The organism is Mycobacterium sp., assembly GCF_049683935.1.
GTDB lineage: Bacteria > Actinomycetota > Actinomycetes > Mycobacteriales > Mycobacteriaceae > Mycobacterium.
In genome coordinates, this window is the sequence record NZ_JBAUJR010000244.1 from 1 (window position 1) to 18989 (window position 18989).

The window sequence follows — 18989 nt, forward strand, 5'->3', positions numbered from 1 at the left end:
CACTGAGGGGAGGCCTGGCGCTGAATCACGACACGTCCTCACCCTCGATCATCGCCTCGGCCCAGTCGATGTGTCCTTCGAACCCTAGCGATGTCGCGGTTGCGCTATAACGATCCCGCAGACGCGCGTACACACCGGCATCGCCGCGGGCCCGCGCCAGTAGAGTCTGAAGGCGCAGCACCCAGATGTCCCGCACGACCAAGCCCTCACCGACATCCGCCGCTGCCAACTGTGCGATGGCGGACTCCGCTTCGGCGACCTCACGTTCGGTGCCCTCCGCGAGCAGGGTTTCCACCAGCACGCCTGTGGCCGCGACGGCCCACACAGGAAGCCGTTTCTCGCGGTGAAGATGATCGACAGCGTTGCGTATCAACGGTATTGCCGTCTCACGGTGTCCGCTGCGGGCCTGCTCACGCGCGACGTACACCTCGACGATGGGTAGGTCGGCCAGGTTGTGTTCCCCCTTGACGAAGATCTCTCCGACTTCGGCCAGAAGACACCGTCCGCGGTCGCGCTCCGCGATCGTGTCCCGGTGCACCAGAGCGATTCCCAGTGTCATCCGGGCGTTGGCCAACACGAGGTCATCGCTGGATCTCTCGGCAATCCGCAGTGCATCCTCGATCTCGCGCACTGCAGGATCGTCGGGGCGCAGCACACCGTACGGGATCCCCAGAAAGTAGACGTAGGGCGGGGCCGCAGCGAGCGACAGGGGGTCGGCGGCGAGGGCCATCGCGAGGCCGTGGCGCTGATCGTCGCGCCATCCCGGACGACCCATGAACCACCGGGCCATGGCCCGCGACGTCAGTGCGACGGACAGAGGTGACCCGAAAAGGACGTTGCCTTTGGAGGGGTCATCGTCGGCAAGGTCGATGACGGTCTGCGACCACCCCAACACGTCAGACCACTCGGCGCTCTCGATCTTGGCGTAGATCATCGGAACGGACAATCCCACCGTCAGGTCCGGATCGCCGACCGCCTCGACCAGCGCCATGGCGTCCGAGGCCACCCGCGACGCGTCCCGGATACGCGCGTGATACGTGTGATCCATGATCAATCCGGCCGTGGCGATCGCCAAGGACGCGTTATCCCCTGCGACGGTGCACAGTTCGCGTAACTCCTCGAAGTGTGCGCCGGCCACATTCTTGTGGACTCGAAATGCGGTCCCACACAGCATCGTGCGAGGTGCGATCTGCATCGGCAGCCGGTCGGGGTCGCTGTCGGGCAGTGCGTCGGCGATGCGGTACGCCCGTTCCCAGCTGAATCGCGCGGCGCGGAGGTCGCGTTCGGTTGACCACGCGCCGGCACGCATGCGCCAGCCGTACGCCTCGCGCAGCTCGCCGGCTGACTCCAGATGTTCGGCGATCAGCGCCGCGTTCTCCGCCACCGACCCCGCATCGGACTTCTGGATCGCGGCGGCCAGGCGCCGGTGCAACTCGGCGCGGTCGGATCTCAGCTGTGATTCGTAGGCCGCCGCGCGGATCAACGGGTGGTGGAAGGCGTATTCGGGACTCGGGGTGAACCGCACCTGATCGATCAACTCGGTACTGAGCAACTCGTCGAGAACCGGATCGATCTGAAGGGCGGTGAGCAGCTCGGCCCCGAAGCGGGCTCCGATCACCGAGGCGGCATTCAGTGTCCGCCTTGCCGGGGCGGCCAGCCGGTCGATGCGCGCCGCGATGGCCGCCTGCACCGTCGCCGGCACAGTCAGTTCGGAAAGATCCGCCCGGCAGACATACCCGCCGCGTTCACCCGCGAGCGCCCCGCGCTGTTCGAGCTCACGGACCATCTCCTCCACGAAGAACGGGTTACCGGCGGCCCTCTCGGTGATGATCGCCGCAAGCTCCCCGATCGAGGGATCCGATCCCAGCAGCTCGCCCAGTAGCGCCCCGGTATCCGAATCTGCCAGTGGCGCAAGCGCAATCGTCTGCGCGCCGGACACCCGGGTGAGCGCTCCCTCGTACTCGGGTCGGGCGGTGATCAGCACCATCGACGGGGTACGCAGAATGACGGACAGGAAGTCGGCCAGCATCGACTCGCTGACCGGATCGATCCAGTGCGCGTCCTCGACGATGAACAGTGCGGGTTCGGTGCGCGCCATCGATGCGGTGTTGATCAGTGTGGTCAGCCTGCGCCGCCGGGCGTCCGGGTCGATGGCGGGCAGCGGCACATCGGCATCGGCGATGCCCAACAAATCGTCGAGCAGCAGCAGGTCTTCGTGGTCGGCTTCAGGGAGTTCGCTCCGCAGACGAACCCTGGCGGCATCCTCGTCGAGGTCGGCGACGCCGGTGCTCGAGCGCAGCAGTCGCGCTACCACCTGAAAGGGGATGTCGCTGGCATGGGACTCGCAGAAGGCCCAGTGCACCTCGACTCCGCGACTCGCCGCGAGCATTGCGGTCTCGCGTGCCGCGCGGCTTTTGCCGATCCCCGGCGGTCCCACGACATTCACCACACCGCCCCGGCCGCTGATCGTGTGATCGACGAGGGCGTCGAGCGCGGCCATCTCCCATCGCCGTCCGACCAGGCTTGCCTCGGTGTGCCCGATCAGGCCCTCCCGCCGGCTGATGCCAACCAATGTGTGTGCACGCACCGGTTCTTCGGACCCTTTGATGTGCACCCACTCGGGTTCGCCGAGAACGGCGATGTCCTCGACCAGGCGCGCGGTGGATTCCGAGAGCATCACCCCACCGGGTGGGGCCACCGATTCCATCCGCTGCGCCAACCCGACCGTCTCGCCGATCGCGGCATACCCGAGCAGTCCCGAACCCAACTCACCGGCAATGACCCGGCCCGAGTTGAGTCCCACCCGCAGTTGCAGCGCCAGCCCGTCACGACGCTGCACGTCCTCGGCCAACCGGCGCGCCTCCACCTGGATAGCCAGCGCACTGAGACAGCCGCGAAAAGCATGATCTTCCAGAGCAATCGGTGCGCCGAACAATGCCATCACCCCGTCGCCGGTGGACTCCACGGTCCCGCCGTAGTGCTGCGCGACGGCCGCCGACCGCTCCACCAGCGTGGTCATGATCTCGCGCAATCGCTCCAGGTCCACAGCGGCCGCGATGTCCATCGACCGCACCACGTCGGCGAACAGCACCGTCACCTGCTTGTAGGTAGCCGCATCGGCGGAAACGGCAGTGGGAGCGCCGCATTCGTCGCAGTAGTTGGCGCTACCTCGAAGCGCTGTGCCACATGATCGGCACACCACGCCTGCCGTCATCCGAGCACCGCCGATTCCGGGTTCGATTGCCCCTGCCGGCAAGAATATGCCGATAATCGACCAGCAGCGCCGGAATCGATCTCGGCGGGGACAATCCCCACGATGGACCAGGGGCTGCCCACCTGCTGAGCAAACGGGGTCCTGAGTTACGTTGCAACGGTGATCAACACGGGCCCCCTGGTCGGCGTCAGAGTCCTCGAACTCGGCGGCATCGGCCCGGGGCCGCATGCCGGCATGGTGCTGGCCGATCTGGGTGCCGACGTGGTCCGGGTGCGCCGCCCCGGCGGCGGCCTCCAAATGCCCCGAGAGGATCTCGATCTCATGCACCGCGGCAAACGGGTCGTCGACCTCGATCTGAAGTCGGATGGGCAGGTGCTACTCGATCTGGTGGCAAAAGCCGACGTGCTGATCGACGGATTCCGGCCCGGAACCTGCGAGCGCCTCGGCATCGGGCCGCAGGACTGCGAGGCCGTCAACCCGCGGCTCGTCTTCGCCCGGATCACCGGATGGGGCCAGCACGGTCCCCTGGCAACGTCTGCCGGTCACGACATCAACTACCTGTCGCAGACGGGAGCGTTGGCGGCCATCGGATATCGCGACAGGCCGCCGGTGGTGCCGCTGAATCTGGTCGCCGACTTCGGCGGCGGATCGATGCTGCTGCTGGTGGGCATCATGGCCGCACTGTTCGAGCGTGAGCAGTCCGGACGGGGACAGGTGATCGACGCCGCAATGGTCGACGGGGTCAGCATGCTGGCCCAGATGGCGTGGACGATGAAGGCGCTCGGGAGTCTGAAGGACGAAAGGGAGTCGTTTCTGCTCGACGGCGGCGCGCCGTTCTACCGCACCTACCAGACCGCCGACGGGCGGTACGTGGCTGTCGGTGCGATCGAGCCCCAGTTCTATGCGCAGCTACTGTCCGGTCTCGGACTCTCGGCCGACGAACTGCCGGCCCAGAGGGATCGGTCGGCGTTTCCCGCCCTGCACGCGCTGTTCGCGGAACGGTTCGCCGGGAAGACCCGCGACGACTGGACGCAGATCTTCGCCGGCACCGACGCCTGCGTCACGCCGGTTCTCACCTGGAGCGAAGCAGCCCACAGCGAACACCTCCGGGCCCGCGGAACCATCGTCACGCGGGACGGCGTCGATCAGGCGGCACCGGCGCCCCGCTTCTCGAGGACCCCGCCGGATCCGGTGGCGGCGCCGCCGCGGAGCGCCACCCCGGTCGACCGGATCGGGTGGTGAGCAGGGTTAGCTGCTGAAACCTCCACACGAGGCCGCTCGTATGGCTAGGATTTGCCGGTATGGCGGTCCGAGCGTCCAGTGAGGTCGTGATCGACGCTGGGCCCGAGGCGATCCTGGAGGCGCTGGCCGACATCGAGGCGGTGGCGTCGTGGTCGATCCTGCACAAGGACGCCGAGGTGCTCGACCGTTATCCCGACGGCCGTCCCCACCACGTCAGGGCGACGGTCAAGATCATGGGCATCACCGACCGGGAATCCTGGAGTACCACTGGGGCGACGACTGGGTGGTCTGGGACGCGGCGCAGACATTGCAGCAGCGCGGTCAACACGGCGAGTACAACCTGACTCCGGTGGGTGAGGACAAGACGCGGGTCCGGTTCGACCTGATCATGGACCTGGCTGCGCCCTATCCGTCGTTCCTGGTCAAGCGCGCCAAGAAGATGGTTCTCGACGTGGCGCTGGAGAACCTGCGGGAGCGCGTCATGGCCGCCGCGCAGTAACGCTTCAGCTTCGCAGCGACAGCGTCTGCAGTCGCCGAATCGCCTCGTCGAGGGTGTCGTCTCGTTTGCAGAAGGCGAAGCGCACCAGGTGATTCCACTGATCTGCATGAGCGGCCGCGGGATCGCAGAACGCCGACATCGGGATGGCGGCCACCCCGATCCGTTCCGGTAGCTCCGCGCAGAACGTGGTGCTGTCGCCGTAACCGAGCGGCCGTGGATCGGCGCACAGGAAGTACGTTCCGACGCTGTCGTGCACGTCGAACCCGATGTCGAGAAGTGCCGCGCCCAACCGGTCACGCCGCGACTGGAGCGAATTACGCAGCGCACCCACCCAGGCGTCCTCGGTCGCGAGGGCCTGAGCCACTGCGGGCTGGAACGGGGCGCCGCCGACATAGCTGAGGTATTGCTTGGCGGCCCGCACCCCGGCGATGAGGTCGGCCGGCCCGCAGGCCCAACCGATCTTCCAACCGGTGACGTTGAACATCTTGGCCGCGCTGGAGATGGTGATGGTGCGCTCGGCCATCCCCGGATAGTCGGCCAGCGGCAGATGGCGTCTGCCGTCGAAGACCAGGTGCTCGTAGACCTCGTCGGCGATGACCAGCAGATCGGCGGAGACAGCGAGTTCGGACAACGCCCGAAGCTCGTCGTCGGAAGCCACCATGCCGGTCGGATTGTGGGGAGAGTTGACGATGATCGCCTTGGTCTTCGCGGTGACGGCGCTGCGTAGCCCGTCGATGTCGATCGCGAAGCCGTTCCCCACGGGCCGCATCGGGACAGCACGCCGGTGACAGCCGGCCATGGCGATCACCGGGGAGTACGAGTCGTAGAAGGGTTCGATCAGCAGCACCTCGGAACCGGGTTCGACGAGCCCCAGCACGGACGCGGCGATGGCCTCGGTGGCGCCGACGGTCACCAGGACCTCGGTGTCCGGGTCGTACCCGGTGCCGTAACGGCGGCGACGTTGGTCGGCGATCGCCTGCCGGAGTGCCGGGATGCCCGGGCCGGGCGGATACTGGTTGACCCCGTCGGCGATCGCCTGCCGGGCCGCCTCGAGCATCGCCGGCGGGCCGTCCTCGTCGGGAAACCCCTGCCCGAGGTTGACGGCACCGATCCGGGCCGCCAGGGCCGACATTTCGGCGAAGACCGTCACCGCGTAGGGCTGCAACCTGTGAACCGTCATCAGGCTCGAAGCCTAAGTGCTCGATTGCCGGACGAGAACCCACGTTGGGTCGCAGGGTTGGCGTTGGGCACAATCGGCGCATGGCTGAACCGCTGATCATCGCTCTTCCGGACCGAACGCCGCGATTGGCCGCTACATCCTGGGTGGCGCCGAACGCGGCTGTGATCGGTGACGTCACGCTCGGCACCAATGTCAGCGTGTGGTACTCAGCGACGCTGAGGGCGGAGTTCGAGCCGATCGTCGTGGGTCAGGGCTCCAACGTTCAGGACAGCGTCACCATCCATACGGATCCGGGCTTCCCTGCCAAGATCGGTGAGCGAGTCACCATCGGGCACAATGCGGTACTCCACGGGTGCACGGTTGAGGACGACTGCCTGATCGGCATCGGGTCCGTCATCGGCAACGGTGCGATCGTCGGTTGCCAATCCCTCATCGCGCCAGGAGCGGTCGTGCCGCAGCGGATGGTCATCCCGCCGCGGTCGATGGTGGCGGGCGTGCCGGCCAAGGTGCGCCGCGAGCTCACGACGGAGGAGATCGAGGCCAATCGAGTGAATGCGTCGGCCTATGAATATCTGCTGAGTGTGCATCGGGGCGCGGTTGCGCCTTGAGTTGTGGTGTGATGTCTGTCTCCGGGCCGGGGTCAGGCGCCGCCCGCCCACGATCGATTTCCGCGATACGGGTTGAGGGGTACGTGTCGTAGACAACCTCATCCGAGTGCGGCCGGGTGCCCCTGTCAGGTGGCAAAAAGGCGGGAGGTGCGGGTCTCGTGACGCATCCCGCTGATCTCGAGGGTGGGCACGGTGCTCCACAGGTCATCGAGACTGCGGCGGCATGCGTCATGGGCGAGTTCGACGACCTGGTCGACGCAGCGGGACTGGATCCGCTGGCTGTTTAGCGGACCGAGGCGGCCCAGCCGGATGGCGGCGCTGAGCATCGAGGCCATCATCGAGCGCATCGATCCCAGGACCGCGACGTGCAGCGTGACTCCGAGACGTGCCTGCAACGCGCCCTCCACCACGGCGTTGTGGCCCGGCGTCTGTCCGGTGAGCACCGCGTCCAGATAGCCGCAGTCCCCGATCAACCCGATCTCGGTCGCGGCGGTGGCCAACTGCCTGCCCGCCGCCTCCGATGCGGTCCGGGCGTTGTCGAACAGCTTGTAGGTCGCGGTGAGGTCGTCGAGTTCGCGCAGCACCACCGGGGAGGGGGCGGAGCGCCAGGCTGCGGCGGTGATGCTTGCGTCCAACGGTGCAAAGCCGTTCGCCAGGTACTCCGTGACGACGGCCCCGATCTCGTCGGGTCCGGCGTCGGGGCGTTCGGCGAGCCATTCTTCGAGCCCCTGGCTGTGGACCATTCGCCCCGTCGGAAAAGCGCTGTCGTGCAATTGCATCCACAGCGCGAGTGCGACGGCCGGATCAGTGGTGGTGGCCGGCATGGGTCTCCGCCGACGTTCGGGACCAACCGTCTGTGGCCATCACAGCGGATCCGACATCGCCGGTCACGCCGAGTTCGGTCAGCATCTGTCGGGCCGCCTGCGCGCTGGTGAACAGCGGTGCGGCGAGCGCATCGCCCCCGACGTCGATGGGCGCGTGCTGGTTGCCCAGCAGATACCCCAACAACAGCATCCGACGGGCGGCTTCGGGACCGTCGTTGTCGTCGAATCGCACCGTGAGGGCCGGCTCGGCGGGACGCCGGACGACGACCACGTCGGTGCCGTCGTCGCAGATGACGGCACCGTCGCGCAGAAAGGCGCCGCGCGGCAGCGTGATTCGCACCTCGAGACCCGAGTCGGAGGTGACGACCTGCCGGTGCTTGGCGGCGTCGCCCCAGCCGATGTCGACGAAGTGTCGACGGCGGCCGGCGAATCGGGATTCGGCGATGTGGCCGATGATGCTGTGCACTTTCACTTCTCACTCGATTCCGCAGAGCTGTGGATGACCGGCAGGAGCGCGGCGCGGGATGCGTGGAACAGTGCTCGGCGGGCTCGCTGCAGCGCCGGCGCATGCCGGGCGCCCAGTCTGACGAAGACGCCCGTGTCCGCGGGGAGGCGGCCGGCGCCGCCCCGGCAATCGTCGAGTCCGATCAGGATCCGCCGGACCTCGGCGAGCAGACCGTCGACTGCCCGGCCCGGTGCCACTGCGACGAACGTCGCCAGATAATCGCCCTCGATCAGGCACCCGCCGACGCCTGCGGTGCGCGGTCGGATCACCTGGCGGTCGCGGCCGACGGGTCGACCGTCGACGCGGACGACGAAGGCGCTGTCGTAGCAGTCGTAGCCGAAGCGTTCGCCGTGGGCGATCCGGCCCGCCGCAACGGCTTCCCAGCCGAAATAGACCCCGCCGCGGGCGACATCGACGTCGAGCCGTTGACAGAAGGTGGCACCTGCATGGGGGATGACCGTTCCCGGGTAGTACTCGAGGACGGCGCCGGCAAGCACCGAGAAGCTGAGCTGGTGCCGGGCGCCGGGCCCGTGGCCGGCGAACACCTGAGTGGCGGCCTGGGTGGTCAAGTGCAGGTGGGTGCCCGGGTGGCATCGCACGGTGGTGCGCAACTCGTCGTCGGAGAACGCGCCGCCGCTGGGGCTCTGCACACACAGGGTGGCGGCGCCGGGATGGTCGGGGTCACAGCGCAGCGGCATGGTCACCCGCTGCGGATAACACTGTCGCAACGACGTGGCACGGGTGCGGCCCGACGCATCGGCGACGACGTTGATGCCGAGCTCACCCGCCACGATCGACAGGGGCGCGGTCACCGCTGACTCACCAGCATCGCGCCGTCCAGTAGCCGCTCGGTCAGCTCGGCCAGCCCGTGCCCGGTTCGCAGATCGGTGAACACCGTCGGTTTGACGGGGCGGGCCAGAGCGCAGTCGCGGCGCATCGTGTCCAGGTCGGCGCCGACCAGCGGCGCGAGGTCGATCTTGTTGACCACCAACAGGTCTGCCTGCAGTAGACCGATTCCCTTCTTGCGGGGGATGTCGTCGCCGGCGGCGGTGTCGATCACGAAGATCCAGTAGTCCACCAGGTCGGAGGTGAACGTGGCCGCCAGGTTGTCGCCGCCGGACTCGATGAGGATCACGTCGAGGTCGGCGAACTGCCGGCTCAGCCGGTGGGCCGCGGCAAGGTTGGCCGACGGGTCCTCACGGATGGCGGTGTGCGGGCACGCGCCGGTCTCCACCGCCAGCACCCTTTCGGGATCGATGACCCCGCTGCGACGCACGCGTTGGGCATCCTCGTCGGTCACCAGGTCGTTGGTGATCACGGCGACGCTCAGTCCGGCACGGGTCAACTCCGGCACCAGGCGTTCGACCAGCCGGGTCTTGCCTGAGCCCACCGGCCCGCCGATGCCGATGCGTATCGCTTCGCCCATGTTGTGCTCCTTGCTATTTGAGGGTGTACCGCCGCCCGAGCGGCACACTGCTCATCGGGGTGCTCACACAGGGTTCGCCGTCGACGGTGACGCGGTAGGTGTCGGGTTCGATGGTGATGTTCGGCAGATAGTCGTTGTGCAGCAGGTCGGCCTTGGTCAACGCCCGCGCGCCGCGGCAGGCGACCAACCTGGTGTCCAGACCGAGTCGGTCGCCCAGTCCCGCCTCGATCGCCGCGCCCGCCACGAAGTTGACCGACACGTCGGCCGGGGTGCGGCCGAACGCCGCCCACTGCGGGCGGTACCGCAGCGGTTCGCACGTCATCAGCGAGGCGTTGGCCTGACCCATCACCGACCACGCCGGGAACCCGCCCTTGAACACCACTTCGGGCCGGATGCCGAAGAACTTCGGCTCCCACAGCACGATGTCGGCCAGCTTGCCGGGCTCCAGAGATCCGACCTCGTGGTCGATCCCGAACAGTCTCGCGGGGTTGATCGTCAGCTTGGCGACGTAGCGCAGGATGCGTGCGTTGTCGGCGCCGGTGCCCTCGTCGGCGGGCAGGGCGCCCCTGGTGGCCCGCATGTGTGACGCGAGTTGCCAGGTCCGCGCGATGGTCTCACCGATGCGGCCCATCCCCTGGGAGTCGGAACCCATCGCAGAGATCGCACCCAGATCGTGCAGTACGTCCTCGGCGGCGATGGTCTCGCGCCGGATCCTCGACTCGGCGAATGCGACATCCTCGGGGATCCGTGGGTTGAGGTGGTGGCACACCATCACCATGTCGAGGTGTTCGTCGAAGGTGTTGAGCGTGTACGGATTTGTCGGGTTGGTCGACGAGGGCAGGCAGTACGGTTCGCCGACCACGCGCATGATGTCGGGGGCATGGCCACCGCCCGCGCCCTCGGCGTGGTAGGTGTGAATAGGTCTGCCGCCGATCGCGGCCATCGTGTCCTCGAAGAACCCGGACTCGTTGAGGGTGTCGGTGTGGATCTGCACCTGAAGGTCGAGTTCGTCGCCGGCGTCCAGGGACGCGCGGATGGCGGCGGGGGTGGCGCCCCAGTCCTCGTGGATCTTGAAGCCGATCGCCCCTGCCAGACCCTGCTCGATCAACGGTGGGGTGCTCGACGCGCTGCCGTTGCCGATGAATCCGAAATTCATCGGGAATCCCTCGGCGGCGCGCAGCATCCGTGCCAGGTTGTTCGGACCCGAGGACGTGATGCCCACCGTGACGGGGCCCAGGCCGCCGCCGATCATCGTGGTGATGCCGCTGGAGATGGCTTCCTCGACCAGTCCGGCGCTGTCGAAGTGCACGTGCACGTCGATGCCGCCCGCCGTGGCGATCATGCCTTCGCCGGCGCGGATATCGGTACCGGCGCCGATGACGAGGTCGGGGTGAACCCCGTCCATCGTGCGCGGATTGCCGGACTTGCCGACAGCCGCGATACGGCCGTCGCGTATACCGATGTCGGCCTTGCGGATTCCCAGCACAGCGTCGATGACGAGGACGTTGGTGATGACGAAGTCCAAGGCGCCGCCGGCGTTGGTGAGGTCGCCGTGCACCGCCATGCCCTCGCGCATGGTCTTGCCGCCGCCGAAGACCGATTCGTCGCCGTAGACGGTCGCGTCGTGCTCGACCTTTGCGAGGAGCTCGGTGTCGGCCAACCGGACGCGGTCCCCGGTGGTGGGGCCGTACAGTTCCGCGTAGTGCCTGCGGGAGATGCGATGCGCCACGTCAGGACCCTCGTGCCGAATCCAGGAAGCCCTGCGCATGCAGCCGCGCCGTGAGCTCGCCGGTGGGCGCACCCACCGTCGACCCATTGGTCACGTCGTTCTGGCCCACCACCACCTGTTCGCCACCGTACCGCGTGACCGAGACCTCCTGTGCTTCACCGGGTTCGAAGCGGACAGCGGTTCCGGACGGGATGTCCAGGCGCATGCCGAAGGCGGCCGTCCGATCGAACCGCAGCGCCCGGTTGACCTCGAAGAAGTGGAAATGAGATCCCACCTGGATGGGGCGGTCGCCGGTGTTCTCGACGGTGAGGGTGGTGGCGGGGCGGCCCGCGTTGAGCTCCAGTTCACCGTCGCAGGTCAGGATCTCGCCGGGGATGACCGACGGCTCACTCGTCGCACCGGCACCGGGGCCGATCGCCTCGTGCACGGTCACCAGTTTCTGACCGTCGGCGAAGAACGCCTCGACCTGAACCGAGCCCAGCAGCGTGGTCACGCCGGGCATCACGTCGTCGTCGGTCAGCACCGTGGCGCCGTGTGCGGCGGCCTCGGCGACCGTCGCGCCGGCACGAGCGGCTTCGACGACCTCGTCGGCGATCAGGGCGCGGGCCTCGGCGTAGCTCAGGGCCAGGCCTGCGGAACGGTGCTTGCGTGCGAGTTCGGCGGCCAGGAACAGCAGCAGTCGGTCCTCGTCTTTGGGCGTGAGATGCATGGTCTCAGCCCGTGATTCCCTCGGCCCACGGATAGCCGTCCAGATAAGGGTCGGGTTCGATCGGTGCCGGCGACGCCCAGACCTGGTAGATCAGCCCATCGGCGGCGACGCGGCCGATCCGGGCGGTCTTGGTGACGTGGTGGTTCTCGCCGTCGATGCTGACGGTGCCCTCGGGTGCGTCGACGGTGACCCCGTCGGCGGTCGCCTGGATGTCGGCGACCTCGAACGAGTCGGCCTTCTCGACGTTCGCCTTCCACAGCAACACCGCTGCGTACGCCGATTCCATCGGGTCGGACGTCACCCGGTCCGCTCCGAACCTCGCCTTGAAGTCGGCCACGAACTGGGTGTTCTGCGGCGAATCGAGGGTCTGGTAGTAGTTCCACGACGACAGCTGGCCGACGAGTGTGTCGGGGCCGATGCTGCGGACCTCGTCCTCTCCGACACACATGGACATCACCGGCATCGCTTCCGCGGTCAACCCCGCGGCGCGGTACTCGCGGAAGAACGCCACCAACGAGTCGCCGACCACCACGTTGAACACCGCGTCGGCGTCGGCGGCACGGATCTTGTTGACGATGGTCGAGAAGTCGGTGCTGCCGAGCGGCGTGTAGTCCTCGCCCTTGATCTCGATGCCGTTGGCCTCCGCGTACGCCTTGACGATCGCGTTGGACGTCCTGGGGAACACGTAGTCGCTGCCGACCAGGTACAGCGACTGCACTCCCTGCTGCTTGAGGTAGTCCAGGGCAGGGATGATCTGCTGGTTGGTGGTCGCCCCGGTGTAGAAGATGTTGGGTGAGCTCTCCAGGCCCTCGTACTGCTGGCCGTAGTAGAGCAGCGCGTTGGCGTTCTCGAACACCGGCAGCATGGCCTTGCGGCTCGCCGAGGTGTAGCCGCCGAATACCACGGCGACACAGTCGGATTGCACCAGTTTCTGCGCCTTCTCGGCGAACACGGTCGGCTCCGATGCGCCGTCCTCACCGATCAGGTCGAGCTGCTTGCCCAGGACGCCACCGGAGGCGTTGACCTGCTCGACGGCCAGCACGATCGCGTCGCGGATCACCGACTCGCTGACCGCCAGGCCGCCGGACAGCGAGTTGATCGCGCCGACCTTCACGGTCTCGCCCGAGGTGTCGGCGCAGCCTTCCTGGACGGCGGAGGCGGTGTCGTCGCCCGCCCTGCTGCCGCAGCCGGCGGCCAGCAGTGTCACCGCTGTCGCCAGCGCGAGAGTTCGGTGCCGGAACCGGCCGGTGGAACCTATCGATGAACCAAACATGTGAGGTACGCCTTCTGCTTCGTGCCGTCAGCTCAGGCACCGCACTGTGCCGTCGTTCCTGGTGCCCGCCAGCGTAGGAACGGCGCGGCCCGGGTGACTATGGGACGAATCTCCCATTTGCCGCCGGTGTTTGCGTGTCCGCCCCGACGGCGAAACACTGCGGAAACGTCGGCTGTCGATGATGTGCCAGATGGCAGGCACCTACGGAGACGTGCTGGGCAGCACGGCCAGCATCGAGACGCGCGCGCACGAGATGCTCGACGCTCTCGGGTCGCGCGCCGCCTCCTCGGCTTCGGCGATCTGCCTGTGGGACCCGATCGCCCGCAACCACGTCGCGGTCGCCAACCACGATTACCCCGACGAGGTGATCGCCCACCTCAACACGTGGTTCATCGACCACGACCCGCTGTTCGAGTCGATGTGCAGCCGCGACCTCGGCGCGCTGCGCTGGCGCGATTTCCCGGACTATCGCAGCACGTACTCGGTCACGTCCGTGTTCACCCCCGCCGGATTCGACGAGGGTCTGTCTGCGCGCCTGGTCACCGCCGACGGCAGCTACGCAGGCACGATCCACGTCAACTGTGACGATCCGCGCTATCCGAGTGATGACGACGTCCTCGAGATCAATGCGCTGCGCCGGCAGATGGCCGAGCACTTGGACTTCTCGTTGCGGCCCCGCATGGTCGCCGAATTGCTCTCACCCGACGCCCAGGCATGGGCCGTCGACGACGCCGGACGCACGCACCTGTTGCGACGCGGCGATGCGTTCGAGAACCCGCTGGCCACCCCGCTGGTGTCGGACATGGCGCTGGCCACCCAAGCGCTCGGCGCGCATCTACGGCCGGACGCGACACGGTGGCACGACGGCTCCTCCTGGCTGCACGCCCGCCATATCTCCACCTCGCCGCGCTATCGCGGTGACAGCCTCAGCGGTGTGATCCTGGTCAGCAGAGCCGAATTGCCCTTCGGCATCACGCCTCGCGAGCTCGATGCCCTCACCCTGGCCGTGCTCGGGCTGACCAACAACCAGATCGCGGGTCGCCTGTTCATCAGCGCCCGTACTGCCGGTCACCACGTCGAGAACGCGATCGTGAAACTCGGCGCGAGCAATCGCGCGTCGTGTGTCTCGCTGGCGATGTCATGGGGTCTGGTGTCGGGGCGCATCCTGGCCGACCTGAACGCGGCGAGCGTGGCCCGCGAACTCGCCTGACGGTTCCGGGGCCAGGCAGCCTTGCGAACGATTGCACCACCTCGGCCAGTTCGCAGCCATCGGGCGGTAATCTGGCTCCGGAGCCCATCAGCCCGGGCTCCAGGGAGGGTAGGGGAGCTCCGAGCATGCCGCGGCGAGTGACGATCGATGACGTGGCACGCCTGGCCGAGGTCCACAAGGCGACCGTGTCGCGGGCGCTGAACGCCCAGACCCGGGACCAGGTCAACGCCGAGACGCTCAAGCGTGTCAAGCGCGCGGCGCGCCAACTCGGATACGTACCGAACGCGATGGCGCGCGGCCTGCGCACCAGCAGGTCGATGACGATCGGGGTGATCATTCCCGATCTGATGAACCCGATCTTCCCGCCCATCATCCGCGGGATCGAACACGTGTTGCAGGCTCAGGGGTACACCGTGCTCATCGCGAACACCGACTCCCATGACGATGTGGAAATCTCGGTTCTCGAGTCGTTGTTGCAGCGCAGGGTCGACGGGTTCATCCTCGCGACCGGACGGCTCGACGATCACACCGTCGTCGACGAGGCGACGGCGGCCGACGTGCCCGTCGTGTTGGTGAACCGCGGGGCGGGGATGGGCGGATTCCCGTTGGTCTCCGGCGACAATGCACACGGAATCGACCTGGCGCTGGCCCATCTGCTCGACCTCGGGCATCGGCATATCGTCCATGCGGCGGGTCCTCTGAATTTCTCGACCACCCGCTCGCGCGCCGAGGCATTCGAAGCCGCAGCGACGAAGGCGGGTGTCGAGCACGGCACCATCTATGCCTCGGGACTGACCATCGAAGCTGGTTTCGACGTCGCCGATCAGATCCTCGCGGGCCGGGGCAGGTGTCCCACCGCGTTGGTCGCCGGGAACGATCTCGTGGCGCTCGGCCTGATCCGAAGGCTGCGGGCGGAAGGTCTGCGCTGCCCGGAAGACGTGTCGGTGGTCGGGTTCAACGACATGCCCTTCGCGGAGGATTTCTGGCCACCGTTGACGACGGTGCACATGCCGCTGCGGGAAATCGGAGCCGAGGCCGCCCGGTTGTTGTTGCGCGGCATCGATGCCGGTGCGCAGGAAGGTGCGACGGTGACGCTGCCGGTCTCGCTGGTGGTTCGCGGCTCCACCGGGCCTGTCGGGGACTGACGGACTCGGGCGGTCGACATGGTGGCGCTACGGGTACGCTGCAGAGGACCGTCACTACAATCGATTGCAGCCGATGGATCAGCTCACGCTCGGGGTCTTCAGCCCTTCGGTACTTCTGGACGTCGCCCGAACGACAGGTCGGCTGGCGGACGCCGATCTGGAGGTCCGTGACGTCCCGGTGCGCTCGTCGCCCGCGCAGTTCGCGTCCCTGCGGGGTGGCGAGTACGACGCCGTCTTCACCAGTCCTGACAATGTGTTGGCCTACCGGTTCCTGCCCGCGAACCCGTTGGGCGAGTTGCTCGATGTGGAGATCGTCGCCGGCATCGACCGCGGCCTCGGGTTGTGTCTGGGGGTGCGGCCCGATGTCGCCGGTCCTGCCGACCTGCGCGGCGGACGCCTCGGAGTCGATGTCCCGAACTCCGGCTTCGCCTTCGTCGCCTACGCGCTTCTGGAGGAACTCGGCCTCTCGAAACGCGATGTCGCGATCGTTGCACTCGGTTCAACACCGCAGCGGGCCAACGCGTTACACGCCGGGGGCTGCGATGTGACGATCCTAAACGCCGGCAACGAACTCGTCGCCCGTGCGCAAGGTTGCTCGTTACTCGCCGACGTCACCTGCCTCGGCCCCTATCTGGGCACGGTGGTGGCTCGGATGCGGCAGGCACCCGCTGCCGATGCGGTGGACAGGCTGGTGCAGGTTCTGGGTGACACCGCAGGGTCCCTCTGTGGCGGTGATCTCGAGCGAGAAGCCGTCGAGGCCGCTGGCCGGTTGCTGGGTCTTGCAACGGAACTGGCCGTCGAACACGTGGCGCTACTGCGGGATCCGGCAAGGGGGCTGATCGTCGACGGAACGGTGGACGTGGCGTCGCTCAGCACGCTCGTGGAGCTCCGTCGCCGGTTCCTGCCTGCCCCCGAGCTCGACGGCCTGGCATCGCGGCTCGACGAAGTGATGCGAGACGGCGTTCTGGTCGCCTGAGGGCTTCATTCGCGCTCGACGTATCTGGCACGGGCGATGCTGGTGGCAATGGCGTACCCCACTGCGACGACGGTGCTCACCGCGAACAGCAAGCCGAAGCGGTGTCCGCCGGCAGCCAGGTTCCCCACCGCTGCGCCGATCGACGCGCCGACAAACAGTGCTATGGAGAAGAACGCCATCCCGATCGCCCGACCGTCGGCGACGGCATCGGTCATCCAGGTCTGCATCGTCGTGTGACCGAGCGCCCACGCCAGACCGAGCAGCGACGCCGCCGCGGCCACACCGGTGATCGAGACACCGATGGCGACAGCGGTGTACGCCCCGATGATCGAGAGTCCTGCCAAGACCATGAGCACCCAGGACGGCCACCGCCCGAGAACGAGCTTCATGAGTTGGCTCACGATGACGACGGCGGCGCCGAACGTGGCAGTCGCCAGGCCGGCGGCCAGGACGCTGATTCCCGTGGCCTGCAAGGCCACTGCGAGGTAGTTGAACACTCCGATCAGCAGAGCGCCCTCGATCACGGTGAAAACGAGAATCAGCAGAGCCCAACGGTTCCCGGCCAGTCGCCTGATCGACGGTAGTAGCCGCTCGGTTGTTCCTGATGCAGATTCCGTCAGGCGGGTCAGGCAGACGGTCAACACGACGCAGAAGGCAGCGACGACTGCGTGAACCCAACGCCAGCCGAACCATTGGGCGACCATTCCCGCGCCCAGGGTTCCTGCGGCCAGACCCAGTGAGATCGCCGCTGCCAGGTTCGCCGTCGCGACGGCACGCTGTCTGAGTGCAAGGGTGTCCCCGTAGTAGATCAGCACTGTGGTGATGGTCGCGGAGAAGGCTGCGCCCGAGAGTCCCCGCATGACGCCGTACATCAGCGCGTCGGTTGCCAACGCCGATCCGACATTGGCCAGGCCCGCCAGTGCTGTGGACACCACGAGCACCCGGACCCGTCCGTACCGGGCCGCCGAGGTGCTCCACACCAATTGCAGAGCGGCGTACGAGACCGCGTAGACGGTGAGCGACTGACCCACCGCTTCGATCGGAGCGCCGAGGTCCTCGGCGATCACCGGCACCAGCGTCGGCATCACCGAACGATCGATCATCGATACGAAAGCGGCGAGGACGAGAATCATTGGGCTGTTGCAGGTTCGGCGACTTCGGCCGAGAGTGGCGGATCAGCCACGGGGCGGCCACACCGGGACCTGGCCCCGGCCGGATCGGAACCGTACCGCCTTGGACCGCACGAACTCCTGCAATGTCTCCGGAGCGTTCTCGCGCCCGAATCCGCTGCCTTTGATGCCGCCGAACGGCGATCCCAGAAAAGATCGCCGCATGTAGTTGTTGACGAAGATCATGCCTGCTTCCAGGCGTTGTGCGACGTGCCAGGCCTGCGCCTCATCCCGGGTGATCATCGCCGCAGTCAGCCCGTAGGCGGTGCCGTTGGCGATGTCGATCGCCTCGTCGATGGTCGAGTAGCGCATGACGAGTGCGATGGGCCCGAAGATCTCCTCCTGACCCACCGTCGAATCCGGAGTCACATCGGCGAGCACAGTCGGCGGCACCCAGTAGCCGTCGGCGTACACCGCATCGGTGGGCACCGAACCCTGGGCCACCACCCGCGCGCCCTCGTCGAGTGCGGTCTGCAGATAGCCGAGAACGCGATCACGTTGTCGGGCATCCACCATCGGGCCGACATCAGTGCGCGGATCGAGGCCGTCACCGACCACCAGGGCGGTTGATGCCTTGGCGAACAGCTCCAAGAACGTCTCGTACACGTCGTCGTGCACCAGGATTCGCGCGGTGGACGTGCACGCCTCGCCCTGGTTGTAGAACATCCCCTCGATGGACACCTCCACAGCGAGGTCCAGATCGGCGTCCGGGAACACGATGAGTGCGTTCTTGCCGCCGAGTTCCATGGTGGCGTAGGTGAGGTTCTGCGCCGCAGTTTCCAGCACGCGTCGCCCGGTCGCAGTCGCCCCGGTGAAGCTGATCCTCTCGACCAGCGGGTGACCGGCCAGTGCGGCACCGGCGTCCAGTCCCGGCACCGCATTGAGCACCCCGGGCGGCAAGACCTCATTGGCGATCTCGACGAGGCGGAGCACCGTCAGCGGCGCCTGCTCGCCGGGCTTGATCACCACGGTGTTACCGGTGATCAGCGCCGGCGCACCCTTTTTCGCGAAGTGAATGGGTGGCCAGTTGAAGGGCAGGATGCATGCGACGACACCGTAGGGTTCGTAGAGGACGCGGGTTTCGATGGGGCCCTGATCGATGATCTCGCCGGGCAGGCTGTCGCCGAGGCCGGCGAAGAAGTCGAAACAGTTGGAGCTGAAAGAGACGTCGTTGGCCAGCGCGTCGCGCTTGGGCTTGCCGTTTTCGCGGGAGACCAGTTCGCCGAGTTCGTCGGCGTGAGCGCGGATCCGCTCGGCCACCTGCTTGAGGTATGCGCCGC

General features: G+C 67.3%; 16 protein-coding genes and 1 pseudogene. 6 read left to right on the forward strand and 11 right to left on the reverse strand.

What is annotated here, in order from left to right; all coding sequences use genetic code 11:
* Nucleotides 1–25 precede the first annotated feature (25 nt).
* Entirely contained in the window at nt 26–3214 is a 3189-nt protein-coding gene (locus WA965_RS14020; protein WP_526299169.1) for an ATP-binding protein, read from the reverse strand.
* Nucleotides 3215–3373: 159 nt separating this feature from the next.
* On the opposite strand from WA965_RS14020, the gene WA965_RS14025 reads away from it, so the two are divergent.
* The gene (locus WA965_RS14025) at nt 3374–4456 is read left to right on the forward strand and encodes a CaiB/BaiF CoA transferase family protein (RefSeq protein ID WP_526299171.1); all 1083 of its coding nucleotides are present in this window, start codon (nt 3374–3376) and stop codon (nt 4454–4456) included.
* A gap of 59 nt (nt 4457–4515) precedes the next feature.
* Nucleotides 4516–4955: pseudogene (locus tag WA965_RS14030) on the forward strand (SRPBCC family protein).
* Nucleotides 4956–4959: 4 nt separating this feature from the next.
* On the opposite strand, the gene WA965_RS14035 reads toward WA965_RS14030, so the two are convergent.
* The gene (locus WA965_RS14035; protein ID WP_526299173.1) at nt 4960–6135 is read right to left on the reverse strand and encodes a pyridoxal phosphate-dependent aminotransferase; all 1176 of its coding nucleotides are present in this window, start codon (nt 6133–6135) and stop codon (nt 4960–4962) included.
* 80 nt (nt 6136–6215) lie between these two features.
* On the opposite strand from WA965_RS14035, the gene WA965_RS14040 reads away from it, so the two are divergent.
* A complete protein-coding gene (locus tag WA965_RS14040; RefSeq protein WP_526299175.1) occupies nt 6216–6743 on the forward strand; it encodes a gamma carbonic anhydrase family protein in 528 nt (175 codons plus the stop codon).
* Between the two features lie 125 nt (nt 6744–6868).
* On the opposite strand, the gene WA965_RS14045 is transcribed toward WA965_RS14040, so the two are convergent.
* From WA965_RS14045 to urtA, 7 genes are read right to left on the reverse strand one after another with little or no spacing between them, the layout of a single operon-like run.
* Nucleotides 6869–7567 carry an urease accessory protein UreF gene (locus tag WA965_RS14045; RefSeq protein WP_526299177.1) on the reverse strand — a complete coding sequence of 233 codons (699 nt, stop codon included), beginning with the start codon at nt 7565–7567 and terminating at the stop codon, nt 6869–6871.
* Nucleotides 7548–8039 carry an urease accessory protein UreE gene (locus WA965_RS14050; RefSeq protein ID WP_526299179.1) on the reverse strand — a complete coding sequence of 164 codons (492 nt, stop codon included), beginning with the start codon at nt 8037–8039 and terminating at the stop codon, nt 7548–7550. The genes WA965_RS14045 and WA965_RS14050 overlap by 20 nt, the downstream gene beginning before the upstream one ends.
* On the reverse strand, nt 8036–8884 hold the full coding sequence (locus tag WA965_RS14055) for an urease accessory protein UreD (RefSeq protein ID WP_526299181.1): 849 nt from the start codon (nt 8882–8884) through the stop codon (nt 8036–8038). The genes WA965_RS14050 and WA965_RS14055 overlap by 4 nt, the downstream gene beginning before the upstream one ends.
* The gene (ureG, locus tag WA965_RS14060) at nt 8881–9498 is read right to left on the reverse strand and encodes an urease accessory protein UreG (protein WP_526299183.1); all 618 of its coding nucleotides are present in this window, start codon (nt 9496–9498) and stop codon (nt 8881–8883) included. The genes WA965_RS14055 and ureG overlap by 4 nt, the downstream gene beginning before the upstream one ends.
* Nucleotides 9499–9511: 13 nt before the next feature.
* The gene (gene ureC / locus WA965_RS14065; RefSeq protein WP_526299185.1) at nt 9512–11227 is read right to left on the reverse strand and encodes an urease subunit alpha; all 1716 of its coding nucleotides are present in this window, start codon (nt 11225–11227) and stop codon (nt 9512–9514) included.
* Between the two features lies 1 nt (nt 11228).
* Entirely contained in the window at nt 11229–11936 is a 708-nt protein-coding gene (locus WA965_RS14070) for an urease subunit beta (RefSeq protein WP_526299187.1), read from the reverse strand.
* A 4-nt stretch (nt 11937–11940) separates the two neighbouring features.
* Complete coding sequence (gene urtA, locus WA965_RS14075) at nt 11941–13209, reverse strand: urea ABC transporter substrate-binding protein (protein ID WP_526299189.1); 1269 nt, start codon at nt 13207–13209, stop codon at nt 11941–11943.
* A gap of 190 nt (nt 13210–13399) precedes the next feature.
* Here urtA and WA965_RS14080 point away from each other — a divergent pair, with 190 nt between their 5' ends.
* From WA965_RS14080 to WA965_RS14090, 3 genes are all read left to right on the forward strand, one after another.
* Entirely contained in the window at nt 13400–14419 is a 1020-nt protein-coding gene (locus WA965_RS14080) for a helix-turn-helix transcriptional regulator (protein ID WP_526299191.1), read from the forward strand.
* 125 nt (nt 14420–14544) lie between these two features.
* Nucleotides 14545–15564, forward strand: coding sequence for a LacI family DNA-binding transcriptional regulator (locus tag WA965_RS14085; RefSeq protein ID WP_526299193.1), 1020 nt, complete (start codon nt 14545–14547; stop codon nt 15562–15564).
* A gap of 73 nt (nt 15565–15637) precedes the next feature.
* Entirely contained in the window at nt 15638–16540 is a 903-nt protein-coding gene (locus WA965_RS14090) for an ABC transporter substrate-binding protein (protein ID WP_526299195.1), read from the forward strand.
* 5 nt (nt 16541–16545) lie between these two features.
* Here WA965_RS14090 and WA965_RS14095 read toward each other — a convergent pair whose 3' ends face one another.
* Both WA965_RS14095 and WA965_RS14100 read right to left on the reverse strand, forming a co-directional pair.
* Nucleotides 16546–17673, reverse strand: coding sequence for an MFS transporter (locus WA965_RS14095; RefSeq protein ID WP_526299197.1), 1128 nt, complete (start codon nt 17671–17673; stop codon nt 16546–16548).
* A 42-nt stretch (nt 17674–17715) separates the two neighbouring features.
* Nucleotides 17716–18989, reverse strand: a 1274-nt coding sequence (locus WA965_RS14100; protein ID WP_526447657.1) for an aldehyde dehydrogenase family protein, incomplete at its 5' end; no start/stop codon positions are given.